Annotated in this window: 22 protein-coding genes and 1 pseudogene; 13 read left to right on the top strand and 10 right to left on the bottom strand. The window is 70.4% G+C overall.

Annotation, left to right across the window (positions count from 1 at the left end; all coding sequences use genetic code 11):
- The first annotated feature begins 93 nt into the window (after positions 1–93).
- The 8 genes from OC372_RS16585 to OC372_RS16550 are packed head-to-tail and all read left to right on the top strand — an operon-like array spanning position 94 to position 9,022.
- Positions 94–1,122: an iron-siderophore ABC transporter substrate-binding protein gene (locus OC372_RS16585; protein ID WP_105710679.1), complete on the top strand. Its 1,029-nt coding sequence runs from the start codon at positions 94–96 to the stop codon at positions 1,120–1,122.
- A 33-nt stretch (positions 1,123–1,155) separates the two neighbouring features.
- A complete protein-coding gene (locus OC372_RS16580) occupies positions 1,156–2,205 on the top strand; it encodes a FecCD family ABC transporter permease (RefSeq protein WP_105710680.1) in 1,050 nt (349 codons plus the stop codon).
- On the top strand, positions 2,202–3,284 hold the full coding sequence (locus tag OC372_RS16575) for a FecCD family ABC transporter permease (RefSeq protein WP_105710681.1): 1,083 nt from the start codon (positions 2,202–2,204) through the stop codon (positions 3,282–3,284). Before OC372_RS16580 ends, OC372_RS16575 begins: the two co-directional genes overlap by 4 nt.
- Positions 3,281–4,081: an ABC transporter ATP-binding protein gene (locus OC372_RS16570; RefSeq protein WP_029261439.1), complete on the top strand. Its 801-nt coding sequence runs from the start codon at positions 3,281–3,283 to the stop codon at positions 4,079–4,081. Before OC372_RS16575 ends, OC372_RS16570 begins: the two co-directional genes overlap by 4 nt.
- Positions 4,071–5,033, top strand: a complete 963-nt coding sequence (locus OC372_RS16565) for a siderophore-interacting protein (RefSeq protein ID WP_262002932.1) — start codon at positions 4,071–4,073, stop codon at positions 5,031–5,033. Before OC372_RS16570 ends, OC372_RS16565 begins: the two co-directional genes overlap by 11 nt.
- Position 5,034: 1 nt before the next feature.
- On the top strand, positions 5,035–5,871 hold the full coding sequence (locus OC372_RS16560; RefSeq protein WP_262002929.1) for an ABC transporter ATP-binding protein: 837 nt from the start codon (positions 5,035–5,037) through the stop codon (positions 5,869–5,871).
- 32 nt (positions 5,872–5,903) lie between these two features.
- On the top strand, positions 5,904–6,935 hold the full coding sequence (locus OC372_RS16555) for an iron-siderophore ABC transporter substrate-binding protein (RefSeq protein WP_029261442.1): 1,032 nt from the start codon (positions 5,904–5,906) through the stop codon (positions 6,933–6,935).
- Positions 6,932–9,022 (top strand): iron ABC transporter permease, encoded by a 2,091-nt coding sequence (locus OC372_RS16550; protein ID WP_262002925.1) that lies wholly within the window; start codon positions 6,932–6,934, stop codon positions 9,020–9,022. The genes OC372_RS16555 and OC372_RS16550 overlap by 4 nt, the downstream gene beginning before the upstream one ends.
- A gap of 84 nt (positions 9,023–9,106) precedes the next feature.
- Here OC372_RS16550 and OC372_RS16545 read toward each other — a convergent pair whose 3' ends face one another.
- Positions 9,107–9,949 carry an alpha/beta fold hydrolase gene (locus OC372_RS16545; protein WP_262002922.1) on the bottom strand — a complete coding sequence of 281 codons (843 nt, stop codon included), beginning with the start codon at positions 9,947–9,949 and terminating at the stop codon, positions 9,107–9,109.
- A gap of 96 nt (positions 9,950–10,045) precedes the next feature.
- Between OC372_RS16545 and OC372_RS16540 the strand changes: the two genes are divergently transcribed.
- Together OC372_RS16540 and OC372_RS16535 are read left to right on the top strand one after the other, a co-directional pair.
- Positions 10,046–10,612 (top strand): TetR/AcrR family transcriptional regulator, encoded by a 567-nt coding sequence (locus tag OC372_RS16540; RefSeq protein ID WP_262002920.1) that lies wholly within the window; start codon positions 10,046–10,048, stop codon positions 10,610–10,612.
- 239 nt (positions 10,613–10,851) lie between these two features.
- Entirely contained in the window at positions 10,852–11,655 is an 804-nt protein-coding gene (locus OC372_RS16535; RefSeq protein WP_262002918.1) for a tryptophan-rich sensory protein, read from the top strand.
- On the opposite strand, the gene OC372_RS16530 is transcribed toward OC372_RS16535, so the two are convergent.
- From OC372_RS16530 to OC372_RS16500, 6 genes and pseudogenes are all read right to left on the bottom strand, one after another.
- Positions 11,637–12,308, bottom strand: coding sequence for a response regulator (locus OC372_RS16530; protein ID WP_262002916.1), 672 nt, complete (start codon positions 12,306–12,308; stop codon positions 11,637–11,639). The two genes, OC372_RS16535 and OC372_RS16530, sit on opposite strands and share 19 nt — an antisense overlap.
- Positions 12,305–14,866 (bottom strand): ATP-binding protein, encoded by a 2,562-nt coding sequence (locus OC372_RS16525; RefSeq protein WP_262002913.1) that lies wholly within the window; start codon positions 14,864–14,866, stop codon positions 12,305–12,307. The genes OC372_RS16530 and OC372_RS16525 overlap by 4 nt, the downstream gene beginning before the upstream one ends.
- A complete protein-coding gene (gene kdpC, locus OC372_RS16520; RefSeq protein ID WP_262002911.1) occupies positions 14,863–15,465 on the bottom strand; it encodes a potassium-transporting ATPase subunit KdpC in 603 nt (200 codons plus the stop codon). The genes OC372_RS16525 and kdpC overlap by 4 nt, the downstream gene beginning before the upstream one ends.
- Before the next feature lie 25 nt (positions 15,466–15,490).
- A pseudogene (gene kdpB, locus OC372_RS16510) lies at positions 15,491–17,790 on the bottom strand (potassium-transporting ATPase subunit KdpB).
- Positions 17,791–17,792: 2 nt separating this feature from the next.
- A complete protein-coding gene (gene kdpA / locus OC372_RS16505) occupies positions 17,793–19,472 on the bottom strand; it encodes a potassium-transporting ATPase subunit KdpA (protein ID WP_262002907.1) in 1,680 nt (559 codons plus the stop codon).
- Positions 19,472–19,561, bottom strand: coding sequence for a potassium-transporting ATPase subunit F (locus OC372_RS16500; RefSeq protein ID WP_036303189.1), 90 nt, complete (start codon positions 19,559–19,561; stop codon positions 19,472–19,474). Before OC372_RS16500 ends, kdpA begins: the two co-directional genes overlap by 1 nt.
- Positions 19,562–19,842: 281 nt before the next feature.
- Between OC372_RS16500 and OC372_RS16495 the strand changes: the two genes are divergently transcribed.
- Positions 19,843–20,292 (top strand): hypothetical protein, encoded by a 450-nt coding sequence (locus tag OC372_RS16495; RefSeq protein WP_262002904.1) that lies wholly within the window; start codon positions 19,843–19,845, stop codon positions 20,290–20,292.
- A 7-nt stretch (positions 20,293–20,299) separates the two neighbouring features.
- Here OC372_RS16495 and OC372_RS16490 read toward each other — a convergent pair whose 3' ends face one another.
- Both OC372_RS16490 and OC372_RS16485 read right to left on the bottom strand, forming a co-directional pair.
- A complete protein-coding gene (locus OC372_RS16490; RefSeq protein ID WP_262002902.1) occupies positions 20,300–20,908 on the bottom strand; it encodes an FMN-binding negative transcriptional regulator in 609 nt (202 codons plus the stop codon).
- Entirely contained in the window at positions 20,908–21,861 is a 954-nt protein-coding gene (locus tag OC372_RS16485) for a DMT family transporter (protein ID WP_262002900.1), read from the bottom strand. The genes OC372_RS16490 and OC372_RS16485 overlap by 1 nt, the downstream gene beginning before the upstream one ends.
- On the opposite strand from OC372_RS16485, the gene OC372_RS16480 reads away from it, so the two are divergent.
- Complete coding sequence (locus tag OC372_RS16480; RefSeq protein WP_262002898.1) at positions 21,860–23,266, top strand: PLP-dependent aminotransferase family protein; 1,407 nt, start codon at positions 21,860–21,862, stop codon at positions 23,264–23,266. The genes OC372_RS16485 and OC372_RS16480 overlap by 2 nt on opposite strands.
- Before the next feature lie 15 nt (positions 23,267–23,281).
- On the opposite strand, the gene OC372_RS16475 is transcribed toward OC372_RS16480, so the two are convergent.
- Entirely contained in the window at positions 23,282–25,387 is a 2,106-nt protein-coding gene (locus tag OC372_RS16475) for an APC family permease (RefSeq protein WP_262002895.1), read from the bottom strand.
- Positions 25,388–25,470: 83 nt separating this feature from the next.
- Between OC372_RS16475 and OC372_RS16470 the strand changes: the two genes are divergently transcribed.
- Entirely contained in the window at positions 25,471–26,556 is a 1,086-nt protein-coding gene (locus OC372_RS16470) for a VanZ family protein (protein WP_262002893.1), read from the top strand.
- The last annotated feature ends 17 nt before the right edge of the window (positions 26,557–26,573 follow it).

Raw genomic sequence — 26,573 nt, 5'->3', positions numbered from 1 at the left:
GCCCTAACCTCCGTGTTAGATTAGGCCAGGCTTACCAAAGGCTGGGCGCACCTCTCGCGCCGCCCCCTCACCCCGAACCCGAAGGGAACGCCTGTGCGCATCTCTCGAATCCTCGCCATCGGCGCGGCCGCTGCACTCGCCGTCGGCCTCTCCGCCTGCGCGTCCCCCGCGCCGGAATCGACCGGAACAGCCGGCGGTAACCCCGCCTCCGCGGATGCCTTCCCCGTCACGGTGGAGCACGCCTACGGCGAGACCACCATCTCGGAGAAGCCCGAGCGCATCGCGACGGTCGCCTGGGCGAATCACGAGGTGCCGCTGGCGCTCGGCATCGTCCCGGTCGGCATGAGCAAGGCCAGCTGGGGCGACGACGACGACAACGGCGTGCTGCCCTGGGTCGAGGAGAAGCTCGACGAGCTGGACGCCGAGACCCCGGTCCTGTTCGATGAGACCGACGGCATCGATTACGAGGCCGTGGCCGACACCGAGCCCGACGTGATCCTCGCGGCATACTCCGGCCTCACGCAGGAGGAGTACGACACCCTCTCCAAGATCGCTCCGGTCATCGCGTTCCCCGAGGTCGCCTGGGGCACCTCGGTCGACGACATGATCGAGATGAACTCGAAGGCACTCGGCCTCCAGGATGAGGGCGAAGCACTGATCGACGAGCTGCACGCCGACGCCGAGACCGCTCTCGAGGCGAACAGCATCCTGAAGGACAAGAAGGTCCTGTTCGCGTACCTCGACCCGGCCGACCTGAGCCAGATCGGCTATTACACGGCGATCGACACGCGTCCCGGATACCTCCACGACAACCTCGGCCTGCCGTTCCCGTCGATCGTGGAAGACACCGCAGACACCGAGAAGTTCGATCTGACGGTCAGCGCGGAAGAGGTCGCGAAGTTCGCCGACGTGGACTTGTTCGTCACCTACGGCGACGACGCGCTCATCGCTCAGCTCCAGGCCGACCCGCTGCTGTCGAAGATCCCGGCCATCGCCGAGGGGCGTATCGCGATCCTCCCCAACGCGACGCCGGTCGCCGCATCCGCGAACCCGTCGCCGCTGTCCATCCCGTGGGGCCTCAGCGACTACCTCGCACTGCTGGCTGCACCGCTCGCGAAGTAACCGTTCGATCCGCATCAGCGGAGTGAATCCTCAGTGACCTCAGCAACCGTCATCGCCCCCGCGCCGGGTGCCGCAGACCTGCGGCACCCGGCGCTGGTGCGCACCTTCTGGCTGCTCATCGGGGTCGTGGTGCTCGTCGTCCTCAGCATCCTGTCGATCTCGTTCGGCGTGCGCGCGGTCTCCTTCGACGACATCGTCGCGGCCCTCGGCGGCCACACCGACACGATCTCCCAGGCCGCGATCGTCAAGCGCATCCCGCGCACCGTGCTCGCCCTCCTCGTCGGTGCCGCGCTCGCCCTCTCCGGTGCGACCATGCAGGCTGTGACGCGCAACCCCATCGCCGACCCCGGCATCCTCGGCGTCTCGAACGGCGCCTCGCTCGCGGTCGTCTGCGGCATCGCCTTCTTCGGCCTCAGCAACCCCTACGGGCAGATGGGGTTCGCGATCGCCGGAGCCGGGATCGCCGCCGTGTTCGTCTACACGGTCGGCTCCCTCGGGCGCGGGGGCGCGACGCCGCTCAAGCTCGCGCTCGCGGGTGCCGCCACCTCGGCGGCCTTCGCCTCGCTGATCAGCGCGGTGATGCTGCCCCGCGTCGACCTGCTCCAGACGTTCCAGTCCTGGCAGATCGGCGGTGTCGGCGGGGCGGAGTGGCCGCGCATCGCGCTCACCGCGCCCGTCCTCGCGGTCGGCGCCCTCATCTGCTTCCTGTGCTCGCGCGGCATGAACTCGCTCGCGCTCGGCGACGACATGGCCAAGGGTCTCGGCGAGCACGTGTTCCGCACACGCCTGATATCGGCGCTCGGTGCGGTGATCCTCGCGGGAGCGGCGACGGCCATCGCCGGGCCCATCGGCTTCGTCGGACTCATCGTCCCGCACATGTGCCGGATGCTGGTGGGCACCGATCACCGCTGGCTGCTGCCGTTCTCGGCCATCGCCGGTGCCGCGCTGCTGACCGCGAGCGACATCATCGGCCGCGTGATCTCGCCCTCGGCGGAGGAGATCCAGGTCGGCATCATCACCGCCATCATCGGCGCCCCGTTCTTCATCTGGATCGTCCGTCGGCAGAAGGTGCGTGAGCTGTGAGCACGACCGAGCACACCGAACACACCCTCGACCGCGTCGACGAGCCGGCATCCGCCCGGATCGCGCGCATCGTCGCGGGCCGTCGCGCGCGCCACCGCCGCCACGCGATCGCCACGATCGTGCTCGGCATCCTGCTGCTCGTGCTGTTCACGGTCGCCCTCATGGTCGGCAACACGTTCTACCCGCTCGACGAGGTCATCCGCGTGATCCTCGGCGAGACCGTCCCCGGGGCCTCATTCACCGTCGGCGACCTGCGGCTGCCGCGGGCGATCCTGGCCGTGCTCACCGGGATCGGCTTCGGCATGGCGGGAGTCTGCTTCCAGACGATGCTGCGCAATCCGCTCGCCTCGCCCGACATCATCGGCATCTCGAACGGCGCCGGGGCGGCCGCGGTCTTCGGCATCGTCGTGCTCTCGGTGAACGGGCCGGTCGTGTCGCTGCTCGCCCTCGGCGGCGCCGTCGTCACGGCCTTCGCGATCTACCTGCTCTCGATCAAGGGCGGCTTCGCCGGCACCCGCCTGATCCTGATCGGCATCGGTGTCGCGGCGATGCTGCAGAGCGTCATCTCGTACATGCTGTCGCGCGCCGCGAACTGGGACATCCAGACCGCGATGCAGTGGTTGACCGGAAGCCTCAACAATGCGTCGTGGGAGCGGGTGCTGCCGATGGCCATCGCCGCGCTCATCATCGTGCCGCTGATGCTGTCGCAGGGGCGTGCGCTCGGCGCCCTCCAGCTCGGCGACGACTCCGCGGCCGGCCTCGGGATCCGGGTCGACGCCACGCGCCTGCTGCTCATCCTCGGGGCGGTCGCGCTGCTCGCGTTCGCGACCGCGGCGACCGGTCCCATCGCGTTCGTCGCGTTCATGGCCGGACCCATCGCCGCCCGCATCACCGGGCCGGGCGCCAACCTGCTCCTGCCGTCGGCGTTCGTCGGGGCCGTGCTCGTGCTCGGCGGCGATCTGATCGGCCAGTTCGCCTTCGGTACCCGCTATCCGGTCGGCGTCATCACCGGCGTGGTCGGTGCGCCGTACCTGATCTACCTGCTCATCCGCACCAACCGTTCCGGGGGTTCGCTTTGACCGTCTCGCACAGCCTGTCCGCCGAAGGCGTGAGTCTGGCCTACGGTGACCGCACCGTCGTCGACGGCCTCGACCTGCAGATCGCCCCCGGCCGCATCACGACGATCGTCGGGGCCAACGGATGCGGCAAGTCGACGCTGCTGCGCTCGCTCGCCCGCCTGCTCTCGCCCACCGAGGGACAGGTCGTGCTCGACGGCAAGTCCGTGCACGCCCGGCCCACCAAAGAGGTCGCCCGCATCCTCGGCCTGCTGCCGCAGTCGCCGGTCGCGCCCGAGGGCATCGCGGTCGCGGATCTGGTCGGTCGGGGACGGCACCCGCACCAGAAGATGCTCGCGCGGTGGAGCACCCACGACTACGAGGTGGTGGCCGATGCCCTCGACGCGACCGGCATCACCGACCTGGCCGACCGCAGCGTCGATGAGCTCTCCGGCGGACAGCGGCAGCGCGTCTGGATCGCGATGGCCCTCGCGCAGGAGACCGACATCCTGTTGCTCGACGAGCCGACCACGTTCCTCGACGTCGCGCACCAGGTCGAGGTCCTCGACCTGCTCACCGACCTGAGCGTCTCGCGCGGCACCACCATCGTCATGGTGCTGCACGACCTCAACCTCGCGGCACGCTACGCCGACGAGCTGGTCGCCATGAAAGACGGGCGGGTGCACGCGACGGGCGCCCCGCAGGACATCGTCACCGCACAGCTCGTCGAAGAGGTCTTCGGCCTCGCCAATCAGATCACCATCGACCCGGTCTCCGGCAAGCCGATGGTCACACCCATCGGGAGGCACCATGTCCGCTGAGACGACCACCACCGAGCGTCCGACCTACATCCTCACCCGCGCCGAGGTGCGCGCCGTCGCCCGCGTCTCGCCCTCGTTCGTGCGCGTGACGTTCGGCGGCGACGACCTGAGTGAGTTCGGCACGCCCGGCGAGGTGTTCGACAGCCGCATCAAGCTGGTCTTCCCGCCGGCATCCGGCATCCTCCCCGAACTCGATCGGGCCTCGGACAACTGGTGGCAGTCTTTCCTCGCGGTGCCGGAGGAGGAGCGCGGCTCGATGCGCACCTACTCCGTGCGCGAGCTGCGGGTGGATCCCGCCGCGGGCACCGAGGTGGACGTCGACTTCGTGCTGCACCTCGAGCCGGGGCTCACCGGACCCGCATCGCTGTGGGCGAGCCAGGCGGCGGTCGGCCAGGAGCTCTACCTCGTCGGGCCCCGTCGCGGCGTCGACGTGGATGCGCACGGTGGGGCCGAGTTCGCGCCGGGCACCGCGGCGTCGGTCGTGCTCGCCGGCGACGAGACGGCGGCCCCCGCCATCGCCCGCATCCTGGAGGACGCGCCCCGCGACCTGCGCGGAGTGGCCTTCATCGAGGTGCCCTCTCCCGCCGACATCCTGCGCATCGACGTGCCGTCCGGTGTCGAGGTGCACTGGCTGCCGCGCGACGCCGGTGACCCGCACGGCCTGCGCCTGATCCCCGCCGTGCTCGGCTACCTCGGAGACGCCGACGCGGCGGAGGAGATCCGGGTGAAGGACATCGACGGCGAGGACCTGCTCTGGGAGACGCCGGACTACTCCGGCCTCGGGGAAGAGATCGACCGGGCGGATGCCCCGGCGGAGCGCTACTTCTGGATCGCGGGGGAGAGCGGCGTGGTCACCACCCTGCGCCGCCACCTCGTCAAGGACCTCGGCGTCGACCGCGGGCAGGTCGCGTTCATGGGCTACTGGCGACGCGGCGTCGCGATGCGGGGCTGACATGACGACGACAGCGCCCCACGCCCTGCAGGGCGAATCCCTCGTGCTCGGGTACGGCCGAGCCCGGGTGGTGCACGACGTCTCGCTGCGCCTGGCACCCGGACGGGTCACCGCCCTCATCGGGCCGAACGGCAGCGGCAAGTCGACCGTCCTGCGCGCGCTCGCCCGCCTGCACCGCATCGAGGCGGGGAGCGTGCGCATCGGCGGCGACGAGACTCGCGATGCCGCGGCCCTCTCGGCGAAGGAGTTCGCCAAGGCCGTCGCGATGCTCTCGCAGTCGCGGCCGCATCCGTCCGGGATCGAGGTCTCCGACGTCGTGGCGTACGGCCGCCACCCGCATCGGGGCCGTTTCTCCGGTGTCAGTGACGCCGACCGCGCCGCCGTCGCGCGGGCGCTCGAACTGACCGGACTCCGCGCCATGGCCGCCCGCCCCGTCGACCAGCTCTCGGGCGGCGAACTGCAGCGCGTGTGGCTGGCGACCGCGCTGGCGCAGGAGACGGGCGTGCTGCTCCTCGACGAGCCGACCAACCACCTCGACCTGCGCTACCAGGTGGAAACGCTCGACCTGGTGCGCGAGCTCGCCGACGACCACGGCACCGCCCTCGGCGTCGTGCTGCACGACCTCGACCACGCGGCATCCGTCGCCGACGACGTGGTGCTGCTGCACGCCGGTCGAGTGCACGCGGCGGGCACCCCCGCCGAGGTGCTCACGGGCGAGAACCTCTCGCACGTGTACGGCCTGCGGATCGACACCGAGATCGACGAGGAGACCGGCCTCGTGCGGGTGCTCCCGCGCGGTCGTCACCACGGCCGGCACCGCGCCCGCGCAGCATCCTGAAACCCCCTCACCCCTCCCGGAGGAAGAACCGAATGAAGAAGAAGCCCCTCGCCCTGATCGCCCTGGGTGGCGCGCTCGTGATGGCCCTCGCCGGCTGCGGCACCACCCAGGCCCCCGCGGCCTCCGACTCCGACGCCTCGGCCTCGACGAGCGCGGGCTGCGGCGACGACACCACCGCGACCTCGACGGGCGCCGTCTCCGTCACGGACGACCTCGGCCGCACGGTCGAACTCGACAAGCCCGCCGAGCGGATCGCGGTGCTGGAGTGGCAGCAGATCGAGGATGCGCTGTCGCTGTGCGTCACCCCGGTCGCGGTCGCCGACGCCGAGGGGTACAGCACGTGGGTCACCGCGGAGGAGCTCCCGGAGGGTGTGACCGACGTCGGCACCCGCCAGGAGCCGAACCTCGAGACGCTGTTCGGCACCGAGCCCGACCTCGTGATCGTCGAGGTCAGCGCCGCGGACGACCCCATCGTCGCCCAGCTCGAGGCCTACGACGTGCCGGTGCTGGCGACCATCGGTGCGGATGCCGCCGACCCCATCGCGAAGATGCTCGGCACGCTCGACCTCATCGCCCAGGTGACCGGCCGCGAGGAGCGCGCCGAGGTCGTCGCCGACGAGTTCCAGGCCCACTTGGACTCGGCATCGGCCGAACTCGCGGATCTCGACCTGCCCACGACGGAGTTCGTGTTCTTCGACGGCTGGGTCGACGGCGGCAACGTCGCGCTGCGTCCGTTCGGCCAGGGCTCGCTGGTCGGGGAGATCGGCGAGAAGCTCGGTCTGAAGAACGCCTGGACCGGCGAGGTCGACCCCACGTACGGCCTCGGCCAGACCGATGTCGAGGGCATGACCACGGTCGGCGACGCCAGCCTGTTCTACACCGGCACCGAAGACCCCGAGTCCGAGAGCTTCATCGACGCCCTGCAGGACAACCCGGCCTGGACCTCGCTGCCCGCCGTGGCCGATGACCGCCTCACCGCGTTCCCCGCCGGGATCTGGACGTTCGGCGGACCGCGCTCGACCCAGCAGATCATCGACGGCTACGTCGAGGTGCTCTCGAAGTGACGGGTGCCCTTCGCCTCGACGACGCGGCGGCCACGACGGAGCCGGCGCGCCCGGCTCCCGCCGTCGCGCCCGACGAGGCGGAGGGACGCCGGCCGGGTGCCCTGCTGACGGGCATCGGCGTGCTCGTCGCCCTTGCGATCGTGCTCGTCGCCGTGGCCTGCTGGCATCTCACGCAGGGCACGAGCGGTGCCGTGTTCGCTGACACCGAGGTGCTGTGGGGGTCGCGGGTGCCACGCCTCGCCGCGGGCATCGCCGTGGGGGTGGCGCTCGGCGTCGCCGGCATCCTGCTCCAGTCGCTCGCCCGCAACGCTCTGGCCTCGCCGGACACGCTGGGCGTGACCGCCGGTGCCTATCTCGCGGTGACGGCGCTCGCGGCGTTCGGCATCGCGGTGCCGGTGTGGGCGTCGGGCGCTGTCGCGTTCGCCGGGGGCCTCATCGCCGCGGGGATCGTGCTCGGCCTCGCCGGTGGTGCGGGGTCGTCGACCACGCGGCTGATCCTCGCGGGCACGGCCCTCGCGCTCGCATTCCAGGCCGGCACTTCGACCCTGCTCATCCTCTTCGACGAGGAGACCAAGGGGCTGCTGGCGTGGGGAAGCGGCAGCCTGTCGCAGCTCGGGCTGACCGCGTTCCTGCAGGCGGCACCCGTCGTGGTCGTGGTGACGGCGGCGGCCCTGCTGCTCGCGCGGCGGTTCGACATCCTGGCGCTCGGCGACGACACGGCATCCTCCCTGGGTGTGCCGATCCGCTCGACGAGGGCCATCGGCATCCTGCTCGCCGTCACGCTCACCGCGGTGTCGGTGACGCTCGCGGGGCCGATGGGCTTCGTCGGGCTGTGTGCGCCCGTGCTCGCCCGTCTGCTGACGCGGGTGGTGCCGAGTCTGAACCGCCATCTGCTCCTGATCCCGGCGGCCGGCCTCCTCGGCGCGATCGTCGTGATCCTCTCGGATGCTCTGCTGCGGGCGATCATCGGGGCCGAGGCGGCGATCCTCATCCCGACCGGCGTCGCGACCACGCTCCTCGGAGCCATCGTGCTCGTGCTCATGGCGCGGCGCCTGCGCGATGCCGGTCCGACGCGAGAGCCTCCGCGGGTGCGGTTCGGCGTGCGCAGCCGACTCCGGTTCCGCATCACCATGGTGGTCGTCGTGCTGGGCGTGATCGGGGTGCTGTTGCTCGGCCTGCTCGCCGGGCACACCTGGCTGCTGACCGGCGACATCGCGCTGTGGCTTCAGGGCGAAGCTCCCCCCGCGATCGCCTTCGCGCTGGACGAGCGGGCGCCGCGCATCGCGGCCGCGGTCGTGGCGGGTGGGGCGCTCGCGCTGTCCGGCGCCATCATCCAGGGGGTCAGCCGGAACCCGCTCGCCGACCCGAGCATCCTCGGCGTCACGGGCGGCGGCGGCCTCGGCGCGGTGCTGGTGATCACGAGTGCCGTCTCGTCCACCGCGGGCATGATCGCGGGTGCCATCGCCGGGGCGCTGCTGGCCTTCGCCCTCGTGTACCTGCTGTCGTGGCGCGGCGGCTTGAACGCCGACAGGTTCCTGTTGATCGGCATCGGCGTCTCGTACTTCACCGTGTCGCTCACGACCTTCTTCCTGCTGAGGTCGAACCCCTGGGACACCCCGAAGATCTACACCTGGCTGTCGGGCACCACGTACGGCCGCGTGTGGGAGCAGGTGCTGCCGCTGGCGATCGTCCTGGCCATCGCGCTGCCGTTCGTGGTGATGAGCCGACGCGAGCTCGACGTGCTGTCGCTCGACGAGGACACTCCGCGACTCGTCGGCATCCGCCTCGAGCCCGTGCGGCTGACGCTGCTGGTCGTGGCGGCGGTGCTCGCGGCGCTCAGTGTGACGGCGATCGGCGTGATCGGCTTCGTCGGGCTCGTCGCTCCGCATGCCGCACGCGCGCTCGTCGGTGCCAGGCACGCCAGGGTGATCCCGGTCGCGGTGCTGCTGGGCGGGCTGCTCGTCGGTGTCGCGGACACCATCGGCCGCACGGTCATCGCCCCCGCGCAGCTGCCAGCCGGACTCGTGGTGGCGCTGATCGGAGCCCCGTACTTCGTCTGGCTGCTCTGGCGCTCGCGCGACGCGTAGCTGTCGCTCCCTCCTTCGCCTTCGAGTAACACAAATGGTCCCGTTCCAGCAGGAACGGGACCATTTGCGCGATACGAACGGGGTTTACTTCGCCAGGAAGTCCTTCAGCGCGGCGTTGACCTCGTCGGCGTGCGTCCAGAGCAGGCCGTGCGGGGCGCCCTCGACCTCGACGTAGTCGGCATCCGGCACCGCCTGGTGGAAGCGGCGGGCGGTCGCGTCGATCGGGAGGATGTTGTCCTTCGTGCCGTGCAGGATCAGGGTGGGCTTGGCCGCGGCACGCACAGCCTCGACGTCGCCACGGAAGTCCTCGATCCAGGCCGAGACGACCGCGTAGGCGGCCACGGGTGCGCTGCCGATGGCGACGTTCCAGCTGCCGGTCACGGCCTGCTCGCTGATGCGCGAGCCGAGGTTCTCGTCGAGGTTGTAGAAGTTCTGGTAGAAGTCGGTGAACCACGCGAAGCGGTCGCCCTTCGCCGCGGCCTCGATGCCGTCGAAGACCTCCTGCGGCACGCCCTCGGGGTTGTCGTCGCGCTGCACCAGGAAGGGCTCGAGCGAGGCGAGGAAGGCGAGCTTCGCGACGCGGTCGTGTCCGTACTTCGCGACGTAGCGGGCGAGCTCTCCGGTGCCCATCGAGAAGCCGACGAGCACGACGTCGCGCAGGTCGAGGGTCTCGAGCACGGTGTTCAGGTCGGCGGCGAACGTGTCGTAGTCGTAGCCGGCGTTGACCTTGGAAGATCCGCCGAAGCCGCGGCGGTCGTAAGTGATGACGCGGTAGCCCTGGGCGAGGAGCTCGCGGGTCTGACGCTCCCAGCTGTGGCCGTCGAGCGGGTAGCCGTGGATCAGGACGACGGGCTGACCCGAACCCTGGTCTTCGTAGTAGAGCTCGATCGGAGTGCTGTTCTCGTTTCCGACGGTGATGTAGCCCATGATCCTGGTCCTTTCGGTTGCGGTGAGAACGATCGTTCTCGCTCGATGTGTTCAATCTAGAGAACGTTCGTTCTCGTGTCAAGTAGACTTCTGGACATGACCGAAGACGAGGCCCGAGAGCGCATCCTGTCCGCCGCGGAGGAGCTCTACTACCGCAAGGGGTACGCGGCCGTCGGCATGGACGAGCTGCGGTCGGCCGCCGGCGTGTCGCTGCGTCGCCTCTACGCGCTGTTCCCCGCGAAGACCGACATCGTCACCGCTGTCCTCGCCCGCAAGCACGCCCAGTGGGAGTCCGGGCTCTCCGTGGCCGTGACGGACGCCGGCGATGATCCGCGCACCCGCCTGCTCGCGGTCTACGGATACCTCGAGAACTGGTTCTGCGCCGACGACTTCCGCGGCTGCGCCTTCATCAACGCGTTCGGCGAGCTCGGCGGGACGAACCCCGAGGTCGCGGAGATCGTGCGCACACACAAGGCGTCGTTCCAGGAGTACATGGCGGGCCTGGTCGCCGACACGGGTGCCCCCGCAGCGCTCGCCGCACAGCTGTCGATCCTCGCCGAGGGGGCGCAGAGCACGGCCGCGATCTCGAAGGACCCCTCCGTGGCCGTGCAGGCGCGCGGCGCCGCGGAGGTCCTGATCGACGCGGCCTTCGCCCGGGCCTGAGTCCCGGCACCGTCATCCGCCCACCCGTTCCGCGGCATCCATCCTGGCCTGCACGCATGTCGGGAGGATTCGCGGGTGTCGGGGCATTCGACGGCGTGTCTCCCGACGGATGGACTTTCTCCCGACGGATGCGCAGAGGAGGCGGGCGGCCCGGCCGTTTGGCTAACCTGGTTAGCGAAACCGCGGCCGGGTGTCAACCCCGATGCGCACCGGGCGCTCCACGCCGTATGGTCACGACCATGGACTCACGTACGAAGGGCATCGGCCGGCAGAGCCTGATCATCGCGGCGGCATCGTTCATGCTGATCGCGGCCGCCGTGGGCGCAGGAGCCTTCGGCGGAGCATCCGTCGACGACCTGCAGGACGGCGCGCTCTCGGCACAGGGCTCGTATCTCGCGCCCGCCGGCCCCGCCTTCTCGATCTGGTCCCTCATCTACATCGGGCTCATCGCGTACACCGTCTGGCAGGCGCTTCCCGCACAGCGGCAGGATGCTCGCCAGCAGGCCGTGGGCGGATGGATCGCCGCGTCGATGGTGCTGAACGGGCTGTGGCTGGTCACCGCGCGCTTTCTGACGCTGTGGCTCACAGTCGTGGTGATCGCCCTGCTGCTGGCGGTGCTCGCCCGGGTGATCGTGGTGCTGGGGCGCTTCCCGGCGCGCAACCTCGCCGACCGCATCCTGACCGACGGCGCGAACGGCCTGCACTTCGGCTGGGTGACGATCGCGACGGTCGCGAACACGGCCGCGTGGCTGACGCAGATCGCACCCGAGAGTTGGGCGGAGGCCGCGGATGCCTGGGCGATCGCCGTGCTGGTCGTCGTCCTGGTGATCGGTGCCGCTGCCGCGTGGGCGACAGGTCGCATCGCCCCCGCCCTCGCGACGGCCTGGGGTCTGGCCTGGCTCGCGGTCGGCCGTCTCACCGGAGAGCCCGAGAGCACTCCGACGGCGATCATCGCGATCATCGTGGCCGTGCTGCTCGTCGTCGCCGGGGTCGTCGCGGTGCTGCGACGCCGTGCGCGCTCGGCTCAGAGCACGAGCCGGTAGCCCATCCCCGCCTCGGTGAGCAGATGCACCGGCGCGGCCGGCTCCTGCTCGAGCTTCTTGCGCAGCTGCGACATGTACAGGCGCAGGTAGCCCGAGTCGGACACCTGCTCACTGCCCCAGATCTCCTTCAGCAGATCCTGTCGGGTGACCAGGGCACCCGGATGCCGTGCGAGGTGCTCCAGCATCCGCCACTCCGTCGGCGTCAGGTGCACGCGAGTTCCTGCCCGGGTGACGGTCTTGGTCGCGAGGTCGACCACGACGTCGCCGAACGCCACCGTCGACTCCCCGTTCGCCGGCATCGACCGGCGGGACAGCGCCCGCAGCCGCGCGAGCAGCTCGTCCACCTGGAAGGGCTTCGTCACGAAGTCGTCGGCACCGGCATCCAGCGCCTCGACCTTGTCGGCCGACCCGGTGCGGCCGGAGACCACGATGATCGGCACGTTCGTCCACCCGCGCAGCGCCTGGATCACCTCGATGCCGTCGAGCCGTGGCATCCCCAGGTCGAGCATGATGAGGTCGGGATGCGTCTGCGCGGCAGCAGCGACCGCGGCGGCACCGTCGGCCGCCACGACGACCTCGTATCCGTGGGCGGCGAGAGTGATCCGCAGCGCCCGCACCATCTGCGGGTCGTCGTCGGCGATGAGGAGCTTCACTCCGTCTCCTCCGTGTCGTGATGCCCTGCGCCGAGTGGCAGGGAGATGACCATGGTGAGGCCCCCGCCGGGGGTGTCCTCGGGTGTCAGGGTACCGCCCATGCCCTCGGCGAACCCGCGCGACAGGGCGAGCCCGAGCCCGAGCCCCGTGGTGTTGTCGGTGTCGCCGAAGCGCTGGAACGGCTGGAAGATGCGGTCCCGTCGCTCGGGTGAGACCCCGTCGCCGCGATCGATCACGCGGATCTCGGCGCGATCGCCGAGGGCACTGGTCGAGACGATCACCCGGCTGCCCTCGGGCGCGTGGCGGTGCGCGTTGGCGAGCACGTTCACCAGCACGCGCTGCAGCAGGACGGGGTCGGCGAACACCGGCGGCAGCTCGGGGTCGAGGGCGAGCTCGACGTCGGCAGGGCCGAGCCCGAGCTCATCGATGGCGGCGAGCACGGTGCCGGCGGCATCCATCCGAGAGGAGGAGACCGCGAGCACCCCGGCCTGCACGCGGCTCACGTCGAGCAGGTCGGTGACCAGGGTCGACAGGGTGGCGAGGCTCTCGTCGGCGGTCGCGAGCAGCTCCGCGCGATCGGATGCCGAGAGCTCGTGCGCGCCGCGGAGTCCGCCGATCGCCGCGACGGCCGAGGCCAGCGGGCGCCGCAGATCATGGCTCACGGCCGACAACAGCGCGCTGCGCACCTGGTCGGTCTCGGCCAGGGCCTCGGCCTCGCTCGCGGTCGCCCGCAGGTCGGTGTGCTCGATCGCGGCCGACAGCTGCGCCACGATCGCGTCGAGCAGTCGACGCTCCGGCCCCGCCAGCGGTTCGCCGTTCAGCTCCAGCATCGCGCGCGGGCCGCCACCGGGGCGGACGCCGACCGGGATGCTCGTGGCTCGTCCGTCGGCGACCGGCTCCCCGTCGCTGGCGAGCACCTCGCCGTCGGGGGAGAGCACCCGCACGCCGCTGAGCCCGAACGCCTCCCGGGTACGGCTGGCGAGGGCCAGCACCGCGTTGTCGCCCCGCAGCACGTTGCCGGCGACCGCGGCGAGCAGCTCGGCCTCGGCGGTGGCGCGCTGCGCGGTGCGGGCACGGCGGGCGGCCTGGTCGACGATGATGCTCACCAGGATCGCGATGAGCACGTACAGCGCGAGGGCGAGCACGTGCAACGGATGCGCGATCGTGATGGTGAACAGCGGTGCGACGAAGAGGAAGTCGAGTGTGACGCCGGAAAGCACGGCCGCGAACACGGCAGGACGGACGCCGCCGATGAGGGCGACCACGACCACGAGCAGCTGGTAGGCGAGCACCTCGGCGGTGATCGACTCGGGGCTGCGGAAGGTGAACATCAGCCACGACAGCAGCGGTCCGAACACGAGGGCCACCGCGAAGCCCAGCAGCTGCCGCCGCCAGCCGAGTGCCCCGCCGGTCATCCGTGGCAGGGCGAGACGTCCGCCCGCGGCGGCGTGGGTGACGATGTGCACGTCGATGTCGCCCGAGCGACGGATCACCTCCGATCCGATGCCGGGACCGGTGAGCGCGGCGGCGAGTCGACTGCGACGGCTGACCCCGATGACGAGCTGCGTGGCATCCACCCCCTGCGCGAACTCGACCAGGGTGGCCGGGATGTCGTCGCCGACGACCTGGTGGTAGCTGCCGCCGAGCGATTCGACGAGGGTGCGCTGCGTGGCGAGCGCCCCCGGGGTCTCGTTGCGCAGGCCGTCCTGGGCCGAGATGTGCACCGCGAGCAGTTCTCCGCCGGCCGAGCGGGCGGCGATCCGTGCACCGCGACGCAGCAGGGTCTCGCCTTCGGGGCCGCCGGTGAGGGCGACGACGACCCGTTCCCTGGCCTGCCAGTTCCCTTCGATCCCCTGCTCCGCACGGTAGGTGCGCAGGGCGCTGTCGACCTCGTCGGCGAGCCAGAGCAGGGCGAGCTCGCGCAGCGCGGTGAGGTTGCCGAGGCGGAAGTAGTTCGACAGGGCGGCATCGATGCGCTCGGCCGGGTACACGAGCCCGGCGGAGAGCCGGTCCCGCAGCGACTGCGGCGCGAGGTCGACGACCTCGATCTCGTCCGCGGCGCGCACCACGGCATCCGGGATCGTCTCCTGCTGCGCGATGCCGGTGATCTTCTCGACCACGGCATTGAGCGACTCGATGTGCTGCACGTTGACGGTGGTGACGACGTCGATGCCGGCGTCCAGCAGCTCGTCCACGTCCTGCCAGCGCTTCGGATGCCGCGAACCGGGGGTGTTCGTGTGTGCGAGCTCGTCGACGAGCGCGATCTCGGGAGCCCGGGCGAGCACGGCGTCGAGGTCGAGTTCGGTCAGGGCGATGCCGCGATGGTCTTCGACGCGACGGGGCACCTCGGGCAGTCCGACCGTCTGCGCGAGCGTGGCCGCGCGGTCATGGGTCTCGACGATGGCGATGACGACGTCGTGTCCCTCCTCGCGGAGGCGGCGTCCTTCGGCGAGCATCTCGAACGTCTTGCCGACACCGGGAGCGGCGCCCAGCAGCACCCGGAGGCGGCCGCGACGGGGGTGTTCCGGTGCCGGGCGATGCGTCCGATCTGCGCTCATTCGCCCTCCTGGTCGTCCAGCGCGAGGTTGAGCTCGGCGACGTTGATGCGCTCCTCGCCGAGGAATCCCAGATCCCGCCCTTGAATCCTAGACTCCACGAGGTCTTGCACCTGCTGTTCGGGAACGCCACGCGCCTCGGCCACGCGCGGCACCTGCAGCAGGGCGTAGGCGACGCTGATGTGGGGGTCGAGGCCCGAACCCGAGGCGGTGACCGCGTCGGCCGGCACCTCGGACGCCTTCACGCCCTCGCGCTCCGCGATCGCGGCCTGGCGGTCGGCAATGGCCGCGACCAGGTCGGGGTTCTCCGGGCCGAGGTTGCTGCCGCTGGAGCCCGCCCCGTCATAGCCGTCGCCGGCCGCCGAGGGGCGGGACTGGAAGTACTCCGGCAGGGCCTCGCCGTCGGCATCCGTGAACGGCTGGCCGATCAGTGAGCTGCCTTTGTCGTCCGGGAGGGGTGAGCCGTTCGCCTGCCAGGGGAGAGCGAGCTGCCCGATGCCCGTGACGAGGAGCGTGTAGCCGACGCCGAGGACGAGGGTGAGGACGAGCATCGCGCGGATGGCGACCCCGGTGGTGCGGGCCGCGGTGCGAGTGAAGGACATGTCTGGGTTCCTTTTCCGAGCCGGGTCAGAAGCCCGGGATGAGGCTGACGACGAGGTCGATGAGCTTGATGCCGATGAACGGGGCGATCACGCCGCCGAGTCCGTAGATGAGCAGGTTGCGCTGCAGGATCTGCGAGGCGCTCGCCGGGCGGTACTTCACTCCGCGCAGGGCGAGCGGGATCAGGAACACGATCACGATCGCGTTGAAGATGATCGCGCTGGTCACGGCGGAGGCCGGCGAGTGCAGCTGCATGATGTTGAGCGCGGCGAGTCCGGGGAAGACCCCCATGAACATCGCCGGGATGATGGCGAAGTACTTCGCCACGTCGTTCGCGAGCGAGAACGTGGTGAGAGCGCCGCGGGTGATGAGCAGCTGCTTGCCGATGCGCACGATGTCGATCAGCTTTGTCGGGTCGGAGTCGAGGTCGACCATGTTGCCGGCCTCCTTCGCGGCCGAGGTGCCGGTGTTCATCGCGACGCCGACGTCGGCCTGCGCGAGGGCGGGGGCATCGTTCGTGCCGTCGCCGGTCATCGCGACCAGGCGCCCGCCCTCCTGCTCGCGCCGGATGAGGGCCAGCTTGTCCTCGGGCGTCGCCTCGGCGAGGAAGTCGTCGACCCCGGCCTCCGCGGCGATCGCCTTCGCGGTCAGCGGGTTGTCGCCCGTGATCATCACCGTGCGGATGCCCATGCTGCGCAGCTCGTCGAACCGCTCGCGCAGACCGTCCTTGACGATGTCCTTGAGGTGCACGACCCCGAGGATGCGGCCCTCCGTCACCTGTTCGTCGGACACCTGTCGGGAGTTCGCACGGATGTCGGACCGTTCCGCGGCGATTCCTCCGACATCCGTCCGTTCTTCCGACAAGTGGGCAGGTGCGGATGCCGGGGCAGGTGCGGATGCCGGGGCCGGGGCGGATGCCGGGGCAGACGCCGGGGTCCGCACGGCGACGACGAGGGGGTCCCTCCGCTTTCGGCGACGGTGTCGGTGCGGGTGGTGAGCTCCACGTCCTCGGCGTCGAGCCCGAGCCACGCCCGCACCGCGGAACCTGCGCCCTTGCGGATCTGCGTGCCGTCGGCGAGGTCGAGTCCCGACATGCGGGTCTGCGCGGTGAACGGCACGACGACGGCATCCTCCGGAGCGGTGACGCGGATGCCGCGGGCGGCGGCGAGCTCGACGATCGAGGCGCCCTCCGGGGTGGGGTCTGCGAGCGACGACAGGGCCGCGACGCGCAGCAGCTCGTCGGCGTCGACGCCCGGGAGGGGCAGGACCTCGTGCGCGCGGCGGTTGCCGTAGGTGATGGTGCCGGTCTTGTCGAGCAGCAGGGTCGTGACGTCACCCGCGGCCTCGACCGCGCGCCCCGACATCGCGAGCACGTTGCGCTGCACGAGCCGGTCCATCCCGGCGATGCCGATGGCCGAGAGCAGTGCCCCGATGGTGGTCGGGATCAGGCAGACGAGCAGGGCGATGAGCACCGGGATACTGACGGGCGATGCCGCGTACGAGGCGATCGGGTTGAGGGCGAGCACCACGACCACGAAGATGATCGACAGGCTGGCGAGCAGGATGTTCAGCGCGATCTCGTTCGGGGTGCGCTGGCGGCTGGCGCCCTCGACGAGGGCGATCATCCGGTCGACGAACGTCTCGCCGGGCTTCGAGGTGATGCGCACCACGATCCGGTCGGACAGCACGCGGGTGCCGCCGGTGACGGCGCTGCGGTCGCCGCCCGACTCGCGGATCACCGGGGCGCTCTCGCCCGTGATGGCCGACTCATCGACGGTCGCGATGCCCGCGATGATGTCGCCGTCGCCGGGGATCAGTTCGCCGGCGGTGACGATCACGACGTCGTCGCGCTGCAGTTCGGCTGAGGAGACCTCCAGGGTCTCGGCACGTTCTGCGGCGGCATCCGAAGCCGCGTCGTATCCGACCACCCTGCGGGCCATCGTGCTGGTGCGGGTCTTGCGCAGGCTCGCGGCCTGGGCCTTGCCACGGCCTTCGGCGACGGACTCGGCGACGTTCGCGAACAGCACCGTCAGCCAGAGCCACACCGCGATGCCCCAGGTGAACGGCGCGGGGACCGGGGTGCCGCCCGAGTCGGCGGGTCCGCCGAGGAACGGTTCGGCGATCGCCAGCACGGTCGCGAACGCGGCGCCCACCCAGACCAGCAGCATCACGGGGTTGCGGACGAGGGCTGCGGGGTTCAGCTTGCGCAGGGCGCCGGGCAGGGCCGCGACGAGCTGCGACCAGCCGAAGGAACGCGTCGGCTGCGCGGGGGCCTCGGTCGTTGAGCGACCGGAGGGAGACGAAACGTCGGTGGTGATGAGAGTCATGGTCAGACGAGTCCTTCGGCGAGGGGTCCCAGTGCGAGCACGGGGAAGTAGGTGAGGGCGGTCACGACGACCGTCACGGTGAGGAGGAGGCCGACGAACTGCGGCCGGTGGGTGGGCAGCGTTCCCGAGGTGGCGGGCACTCGCTCCTGCGCGGCGAACGAGCCGGCGAGGGCGAGCACGAGCACGATGGGGAGGAAGCGTCCGAGCAGCATCGCGATCCCGAGTGCGGTGTTGAACCACGGGGTGTTCGCGGTGAGTCCGGCGAAGGCGGAGCCGTTGTTGTTCGACGCCGAGGTGAACGCGTAGAGCACCTCGCTCATGCCGTGCACGCCCGGGTTCAGGATGCTGGTCGACTCCACGTCTTCCCGGATGCCGGGGATCGCGAAGCTCAGCGCGGTGCCGCCGAGGACCAGTGCAGGGACGACGAGGATGTACAGGCTCGCGAGCTTGATCTCCCGCGGACCGATGCGCTTGCCGAGGTATTCGGGGGTGCGCCCGACGAGCAGCCCGCCGACGAACACGGCGATGATCGCGAGCACGAGCATGCCGTAGAGGCCCGAGCCGACGCCGCCGGGGGCGACCTCGCCGAGCATCATGTTCAGCATCGGCATCATGCCGCCGAGCGCCGTGTACGAGTCGTGCATCGAGTTGACCGCACCGGTCGAGGTGAGCGTGCTCGCGCTGCCGAACAGCGTGGATCCGAGGATGCCGAAGCGCACCTCCTTGCCTTCCATCGCGGCGCCGGCGAGCTCGGGTGCGCTGCCGCGGCCGGCCAGTTCGAGCGCCGAGAGCGCGAAGGTCGAGATCAGGAAGATCGTGCCCATGACCGCGGCGATGGCGTAGCCCTGGCGGTGGTCGCCGACTATGCGGCCGAACGTGCGGGGGAGGGAGAACGGGATCACGAGGATCAGCAGCACCTCCAGCAGGTTCGTGAACCCGGTCGGGTTCTCGAACGGGTGCGCGGAGTTGGCGTTGAAGAAGCCGCCGCCGTTGGTGCCGAGGAGCTTGATCGCCTCCTGTGAGGCGACCGGTCCGCCCGGAATGGTCTGGGTTCCGCCCGACACGGTGGTCACGTCGGTGAAGCCGGCGAAGTTCTGGATCACGCCACCGGCGAGGAGCGCCACCGCACCGATCAGGGCGATCGGGAGGAGGATGCGGCCGAGACCGCGGATCAGGTCGACCCAGAAGTTGCCGATGGTCGCCGAGCCCCGGCGTGCGAGGCCGCGGATCAGCGCGATCGCGATGGCGAGTCCGACCGCCGCCGAGACGAAGTTCTGCACCGTGAGGCCGGCGAGCTGCACGGTGTAGCCCATGGTCTGCTCGGGCGAGTACGACTGCCAGTTGGTGTTCGCGACGAAGGATGCCGCGGTGTTGAAAGCGAGCCCTTCGGGCACGGCCGGGAGACCGAGCGACTGCGGCAGGAACGCCTGCAGGCGCTGCAGCCCGTAGACGAGCAGCAGCCCGACGACCGAGAACGCGAGAACGCTGCGGGCATAGGCGCGCCAGGTCTGCTCGGACGACGAGTCGACGCCGATCAGCCGGTAGACGCCGCGCTCGACGCGCAGGTCCTTCGCCGAGGAGTACACCCGGGCGATGTAGTCGCCGAGGGGGCGGTAGACCAGAACGAGCACGACCACGACGGCCGTGAGCTGCAGGATGCCGAACCAGATCGCCGCACCCATCAGAACCGCTCCGGGGCGACGAGCGCGACGACGAGGTAGACGACGGCGGCGACGGCGAGGACGGCCGCGATGATCTCGAAGACGATCATGCGCGGTCCACCGCCTTGGCGACCAGGGACACGAGGGCGAACAGCGCGAGAGTCAGCGCGATGTAGATGATGTCGAGCACGGATCCGATCCAACTCCCGCGCGCGGGCGTATCCGTCGATCCTCACGGTTCCCCTACGCCCCCACCGAGGATGCATGCGGGTTGCTCACAGCCGCCGCTTTCGAACCGCGCAAATGGTTGTGAAGCGGGCCTGGATGGAACCAGTTGCGCGATTCGAAAACCGGAGCGTCGGCGTCGGCGCGGACTGGCAGGATGTCGAGCATGAGTGTGATCTACGACTACTTCTCCGCCGCATCCGACGAAGAGGCCGTGAAGGTCCTCGACGTGGAGGCCGGGCCGACCGCGACGGACTCCGGTTTCGACGCCGGCACGCTCGGCGGCATCGATCCCGTCGTGCAGCTCGGCACGCTCGAGGCGCTGCTCACGGGCGCCCCGTACGACGACGTGACCGAAGACCCGCGTGCCGGACACAACCTCGCGATGAGCGAAGACTACGACCGGATCATCATCACGGTAACGGATGCTCTGGCATCTGCGCTCGCCGCAGCCGACGACGCGCGCCTGGCCGAGGTGGCCGAGCCGTGGTCGCAGACCGAAGAGCTCGCGGGTGCGGATCCGGCGCAGTTGGCTGCGTTCGCGCGCGACCTCGCCGCTCTCGCGCGCCGTGCCGCCGCATCCGGCCACCGCGTGTACTGCTGGGCCTGCATCTAGAGGCCGATCACGGTCGCACCCCGTCGACCCGCCGCATCTCCGACGCGAGCGCGCTGTTCGTCTCGGCGAACCGCGCGGTGATGTTCTCGCGCACCTCGGGCGGCTTGTTCTGGCTGAGCTTGGCGCGCGCATCGAAGCGGGCGACGCGCATCCGCAGGCCGACCGTGCCCTTCGCCGCTCGGCGAGTGCCCGGCTCGTCCTCCGACAGATGCCGGCCGTGCTCCCGTCCGTTCTCGAAGTGGTCGGTCAACTGCGTGAGCATGGCGTAGTTCTCCTCCTCGCTGAGGAGCTCGGGGGTGCCGTAGAGGTGCGCGGTCACGTGGTTCCACGTGGGTACCAGGTCTCCCGGCGCATACAGACTCGGTGAGACGTAGTCGTGCGGCCCCTGGATGATCACGAGCACCTCGTGCCGACCGAGTTCGTGGAGCTGGTCGTCGGGCCGTCCGAAGTGGCTGGCGATCACGATGTCGTCCTCGTCCTCGATGAGCAGCGCAGGGTAGTGCGAGGCGACGAGTCCGGTGCTCGCCGGGGAGACGAACGTCGCCCACGGGTTACCGCGGATGAGGCGCTTGACCTCGTCGGGGTCGGTCATCAGGTAGCGGGGTGTGTGGCGCATCAGGACTCCTCTTCTCGGGGCGGCCGGTCGGTTCGGGGGCGGTCTTTCAGGCGGGTGCGCACCGCGAGCGCGGCGCAGGCGATGACGGCGAGACCTCCGACGGCGGTGGCCCAGCCGATCGGCTCGTGCAGCAGGAGGGCGGCCCACGCGATGCTCATCACGGGCTGGACGAGTTGGATCTGGCTCACCTGCGCCATCGGTCCGATCGCGAGTCCGCGGTACCAGGCGAAGAATCCGAGGAACATGCTCACCGCGGCAAGGTAGGCGAAGGCGAGCCATTGCACGGGGCTCGCTGCGGGTGGCTGCTGGATCGCCGACATCACGGTGAGGACGACCATGAGGGGAGCGGCGACGATGAGTGCCCACGACACCGTCTGCCAGGAGCCGAGCTCGCGGGCGAGCAGACCGCCTTCCGCGTAGCCGATCGCCGCGGCCAACACGGCACCGAACAGCAGCAGGTCGGCAGCGGTGAGGGAGCCGAGTCCGCCGTTCTGCAGGGCGGCGAACACGACGGCGGCGACCGCGCCGACGATCGCGAAGACCCAGAAGGAGCGGTTCGGGCGCTCGCCGGTGCGGACCACCACGGCGACGGCGGTCGCGGCGGGCAGCAGGCCGACCACGACGGCGCCGTGACTGGCGGGGGTCGTGGTCATCGCGAACGAGGTGAGCAGCGGGAATCCGGCCACGACTCCGCCGGCGACGATGGCCAATCGCCACCACTGCACCCGCGTCGGGATGTGCTGTCGTGTCGCGGCCAGGGCGATTCCGGCGAGGAGGGCGGCGACGACCGCGCGCCCTGCACCGATGAACAGCGGGGAGAGGCCGTCGACGGCGATCCGTGTGAACGGGAGGGTGAACGAGAAGGCGGTGACGCCGAGAAGCCCCCACCAGAGGCCGGCGTGCGTTGATAGCACTGTCGATCGCTGAGCGATAACGCTACTCTCTACTTTCATGAGCCAGGATAGCAGTGACCGGATCGTCGCCGGTGTCCGTGCATGGATCTCCTCCGCCTCGCCGGGCGCGCGAGTGCCGTCGAACCGAGCACTGATGGCCGAGTACGGGGCGAGCCCGGTCACCGTGCAGAAGGCGATGCAGCAGCTCGTCCGGCTCGGGCTGGTGGAGTCGCGTCCGGGCGCCGGCACGTTCGTCCGCGCGATCCGCCCCGCCCGCTCAGCCGACTACGGCTGGCAGACCGCAGCGCTCGGCACCGCGCCCGCCGGACTCGCGGGCCTGTCGTCCACGCAGCGCACAGTGTCCCCGGAGGCGATCGGGCTCCACTCCGGCTACCCCGCGGTCGAGCTGCTGCCGGAGCGGCTCGTACGGCAGGCGCTCGTGCGTGCCGCACGCACCGATGCGGCGCTGACCCGCTCGCCCGCCGCGGGGCTGCCGGAGCTGCAGGCCTGGTTCGCCGGAGAGCTCGCCGCCACCGCACCCGCCGGCGTCACACCCGCATCGGCGCGCGATGCTCTCGTCATCTCAGGCAGTCAGAGCGGGCTGAGCTCGATCTTCCGTGCGGTCGTGGGCCCTGGGCAGCCGCTGCTCGTCGAGTCGCCCACCTACTGGGGCGCGCTGCTCGCCGCCGCGCAGGCGGGTGTCGTGCTGGTGCCGATCCCCTCCGGCCCCCAGGGCCCCGATCCGGATGACGTGGAACGGGCGTTCGCGCAGACGGGGGCCCGAGCGTTCTACGCGCAGCCGACGTTCGCGAACCCGACCGGTGCCCAGTGGCCGGTCGCGAACGGGGAGGCCGTGCTCGAGACCGTGCGCCGGCACGGGGCTTTCCTGATCGAGGACGACTGGGCGCACGACCTGGGGATCGATGCCGAGCCGCGGCCGGTCGCCGCCTCCGACGATGACGGTCATGTCGTGTACCTGCGCTCCCTCACCAAGAGCGCCTCGCCCGCCCTGCGCGTCGCGGCCGTGATCGCCCGGGGACCTGCGCGAGAGCGGATCCTGGCCGACCGCGCGGCGGAGTCCATGTACGTGAGCGGGCTGCTGCAGGCCGCCGCGCTCGACGTGGTCACGCAGCCCGCCTGGCGCACGCACCTGCGCGGGTTCCGCGAGCACCTGCGCGCGCGCCGCGACCTGCTGGTCTCGAGCCTGGCCGAGCACGCCCCGTCGGCGCAGGTCGAGGGCATCCCGGCAGGCGGCCTGAACCTGTGGGTGCGGCTCCCAGAGGGGACGGATGTCGTGCAGGTCGTCCGCGACTGCGAGGTGCGCGGTGTGATCATCGCCCCCGGGTCCGAGTGGTTCCCGGCGGAGCCCTCGGGCTCGTACGTGCGGCTCAACTACGCGAACGCCGACCCCGCGCGCTTCGCCGAGGCCGCCGGCATCCTCGGTTCGGTGCTCGAAGGGGTGTGAGGAGAGCCGCGGCGCCTACTCCTGCGGCGGACCAGCGGGCCGGTGTGCGCGGCGGCCGTTCACGACCACGGGCCGCCCGGCGCGCTCCTGGCCCGGCAGCGGACGGGAACGGCGGCCGTAGATGAGCTCCGACGAGTCGAGCAGCCAGGGCACGAGGGTGATCGACACCCCGTGCACGAGCATCAGCTGGTTCGCGAGCCGGCGGGCGCGACGGTTGTGCAGGAACGACTCCCACCAGTGCCCCACGATGTACTGCGGCAGGTAGACGGTCACGACGGACGAGCCGTGCTTCTCGCGGTACTGCTTGATGAACTGGGTGACCGGCTGCGCGAACGAGCGGTACGGCGACTCGACGATCACGAGCGGGATGGGCACGAGGTGGTCGGCCCACTCCTGCTGCAGCGTGGCGGCGTCGTCGGAGGCGACGGCCACGTGCACCGCGAGTGTCTTGCCGTGCTTGGCCGCGATCGCATAGTCGATGGCCTTCACGACGGGCTTCTGCAGTCGGTTCACGAGCACGATCGCGAGGTCGCCGGTCGCGCCGAACTTGGTGGTGTCGTCGATCGCGATCTCGTGTTCGACGTCGCGGTAGTACCGCTTCACGCCCAGCATGAGGAAGGCGAGGATCGGAATCGCGAAGAACACCAGGTAGGCGCCGTGCGTGAACTTGGTGATCGTCACGATGAGGAGCACGAGCACGGTCATCACTGCGCCGGCCGAGTTGATGATGAGCCCGATCTTCGCCGAACGACGATCGGAGGCGGATGCTCCGTCGATGCCGGATCCTGCCTTGCTTTCGACCGGTCCGCGCAGCAATCGTCGCCAGTGCCGGACCATGCCGATCTGCCCGAGCGAGAACGACACGAATACGCCGATGATGTACAGCTGGATCAGGGTGGTCAGCTTCGCCTGGAACACCACGAGCACCGCGATCGCCGCGATGCCGAGCAGGATCATGCCGTTCGAGAACACCAGGCGGTCGCCGCGGGTGTTGAGCGACTTCGGGGCGTAGCCGTCGCGGGCGAGCACGGCGCCCAGCAGCGGGAACCCGTTGAAGGCGGTGTTCGCGGCGAGCAGCAGCACACATGCGGTCGCGGCCTGCACGATGAAGAAGGCGATGCTGCCACCGCCGAACGTGGCCGAGGCGATCTGCGCCATCAGGCTCGGCTGCGGGTTCGTGCAGTCGAAGCCGATCAGGTCGCACGGGTTCTCGGCGTAGTGCACGCCGGTGATGAGGGCGAGCGCGGTGAGCCCGGCGAACAGGCAGGCCGCGATCGACCCCATCAACACGAGCGTCGACTGGGCGTTGCGCACCTTGGGCGCCCGGAACGCGGGAACCCCGTTCGACACGGCCTCGACGCCGGTGAGGGCGGAGCAACCGCTCGAGAACGCGCGCAGGATCAGCAGGATCACCGCGGCCTGGCTGAGACTCTCGGCCTGCACGGAGAAGTCCGCACTCGAGGCCACGGGGGCGTCGCCCAGGAACGTGCGGATCAGGCCGGTGACGATCATGATGCCGACCGACGCGATGAAGACGTACGTCGGGATCGCGAAGACGAGAGACGCTTCGCGGACCCCGCGCAGGTTCACGAGGATGATCAGGATCACGAAGCCGACCGCGAGTTCCACCCGGAACGGGTCGAGGCCGGGCACCGCCGAGATGATGTTGTCGACACCGGACGCGACCGACACGGCCACGGTCAGCACGTAGTCGACCAGGAGCGCCGCGGCGACGATCACGCCGGGGATCTCGCCCAGATTCTTCGACGCGACCTCGTAGTCGCCACCGCCCGAGGGGTAGGCCTTGATGAGCTGCCGGTAGCTGAGCACGACCACGATCAGCAGCACCACGACCGAGATCGCGACGAGCGGCGTGAAGGAGAGGAAGGTGAGCCCGCCGATCAGCAGGATCATCACGAGTTCCTGTGGCGCGTAGGCCACGGAGCTCAGCGCGTCCGACGCGAAGATCGGCAGTGCCATGCGCTTGGGGAGCAGCTGGTCGTCGACCTGCTGGCTCGTCAGCGGTTCCCCGATGATGATGCGCTTCGCGCGCGGCGGCGCGTCCGCGCTCTCCCTGTTTTCGTTTGACACGTCCGGCGACACTACGCCTGCTGACGGCATCCTCACGCGATCCTCACGGAATCCCTACGGTCGGATACGGGTCCCTCACGGAATCCTTACGGCCGCGGCTACACTGGCACGCTGTGGAAGATCAGGTGCTGCTCGGGTTCATCGCCATCGCGATCGGAGTGGCTTTCGGCATCCTCCTGTTCGTGCCGTTCGTGGCGATCAGCTACCGTCGGCGCGGGCGGCTCGGCCTCGGGCGCACGCTGCTCTGGCTGTCGGCCCTCATCTACTTCTGGGCGATCTGGACGTACACCCTGCTTCCGCTGCCCGACCCGGACACGATCCGCTGCGTCGGGGCGATCACCGATCCGATGTCGGTCGTGCGCGACGTGCAGAAGGCGTTCGCGGCGCCGGGCAACCCGCTGCGGCAACCCGCACTGCTGCAGTTGGTGTTCAACGTGCTGCTGTTCCTCCCGCTCGGCTTCTTCGTGCGGGTCCTCACCGGTCGCGGCATCCTGGTGGCGCTCGCCGCCGGATTCGGACTGTCGCTGCTGATCGAGACGACGCAGCTGACCGGCGTGTGGGGCGTCTATCCCTGCGCGTATCGCTTCTTCGACGTGGGTGATCTGATGACGAACACCCTCGGCGCCGTCGTCGGCTGCACCCTTGCGCTCGTCGTCCCGCGGTCGCTGCGCGGCGCGGAGGCGCGCCCCGACGCCGACCTTCCGCGACCTGTGACCCGCGGTCGCCGCGCCCTCGTCATGCTGTGCGACTTCCTCGGCTACGGCTTCCTGAGCATGGGCGCCGGCGTGACCGTGCAGGTGTGGCTGGAGTTCGTCGTGAAGGACCGCGCCGCGGTGCTCGACGGCACTCTCTCGTCCGCGGCGGCCACGATCATCCCGTCCGCACTGTTCCTGGTGCTGATCCTGATCGGCGGGCGTTCGATCGGTGACATCGCCGTGCAGCTCCGCTACACGGGATCGCGTCTGCCGGCACCGTTCGCGCGCCTCCTGCGCTGGGCGGGCGGCATCGGAGGGATCAGCGCTCTTCAGCTGCCCGGCGGGATCTTCGGGTTCGCGGCGGCCGTGCTGTTCCTCGTCGCGGTCGTCCTGTTGTTCACGACCCGCTCCGGGCGCGGCCTGCCCGGTGTCCTCTCCGGCCAGCACCTCGTCGACGCGCGGGCGGACGTCGCAGGCCCGCGCCCCGGAGCCCGCCGCATGTGAGTCGTGAGGACATCGCG

The sequence above is a fragment of the Microbacterium sp. Mcb102 genome, from assembly GCF_024519805.1.
In the GTDB taxonomy this organism is placed as follows: domain Bacteria; phylum Actinomycetota; class Actinomycetes; order Actinomycetales; family Microbacteriaceae; genus Microbacterium.
This window is presented reverse-complemented; position numbering and strand designations above follow the sequence as displayed.

What these genes read in the sequence shown, in the direction of transcription:
- OC372_RS16480 (WP_262002898.1), top strand. Translation starts at nt 21,860, where the DNA reads ATGAGCCAGGATAGCAGTGACCGGATCGTCGCCGGTGTCCGTGCATGG.
- OC372_RS16555 (WP_029261442.1), top strand. Translation starts at nt 5,904, where the DNA reads ATGAAGAAGAAGCCCCTCGCCCTGATCGCCCTGGGTGGCGCGCTCGTG.
- OC372_RS16490 (WP_262002902.1), bottom strand. Translation starts at nt 20,908, where the DNA reads ATGCGCCACACACCCCGCTACCTGATGACCGACCCCGACGAGGTCAAG.
- OC372_RS16545 (WP_262002922.1), bottom strand. Translation starts at nt 9,949, where the DNA reads ATGGGCTACATCACCGTCGGAAACGAGAACAGCACTCCGATCGAGCTC.
- OC372_RS16535 (WP_262002918.1), top strand. Translation starts at nt 10,852, where the DNA reads ATGGACTCACGTACGAAGGGCATCGGCCGGCAGAGCCTGATCATCGCG.
- kdpC (WP_262002911.1), bottom strand. Translation starts at nt 15,465, where the DNA reads ATGTCCTTCACTCGCACCGCGGCCCGCACCACCGGGGTCGCCATCCGC.
- OC372_RS16565 (WP_262002932.1), top strand. Translation starts at nt 4,071, where the DNA reads ATGTCCGCTGAGACGACCACCACCGAGCGTCCGACCTACATCCTCACC.
- OC372_RS16495 (WP_262002904.1), top strand. Translation starts at nt 19,843, where the DNA reads ATGAGTGTGATCTACGACTACTTCTCCGCCGCATCCGACGAAGAGGCC.
- OC372_RS16500 (WP_036303189.1), bottom strand. Translation starts at nt 19,561, where the DNA reads ATGATCGTCTTCGAGATCATCGCGGCCGTCCTCGCCGTCGCCGCCGTC.
- OC372_RS16560 (WP_262002929.1), top strand. Translation starts at nt 5,035, where the DNA reads ATGACGACGACAGCGCCCCACGCCCTGCAGGGCGAATCCCTCGTGCTC.
- OC372_RS16485 (WP_262002900.1), bottom strand. Translation starts at nt 21,861, where the DNA reads ATGAAAGTAGAGAGTAGCGTTATCGCTCAGCGATCGACAGTGCTATCA.
- OC372_RS16475 (WP_262002895.1), bottom strand. Translation starts at nt 25,387, where the DNA reads ATGCCGTCAGCAGGCGTAGTGTCGCCGGACGTGTCAAACGAAAACAGG.
- kdpA (WP_262002907.1), bottom strand. Translation starts at nt 19,472, where the DNA reads ATGGGTGCGGCGATCTGGTTCGGCATCCTGCAGCTCACGGCCGTCGTG.
- OC372_RS16540 (WP_262002920.1), top strand. Translation starts at nt 10,046, where the DNA reads ATGACCGAAGACGAGGCCCGAGAGCGCATCCTGTCCGCCGCGGAGGAG.
- OC372_RS16525 (WP_262002913.1), bottom strand. Translation starts at nt 14,866, where the DNA reads ATGAGCGCAGATCGGACGCATCGCCCGGCACCGGAACACCCCCGTCGC.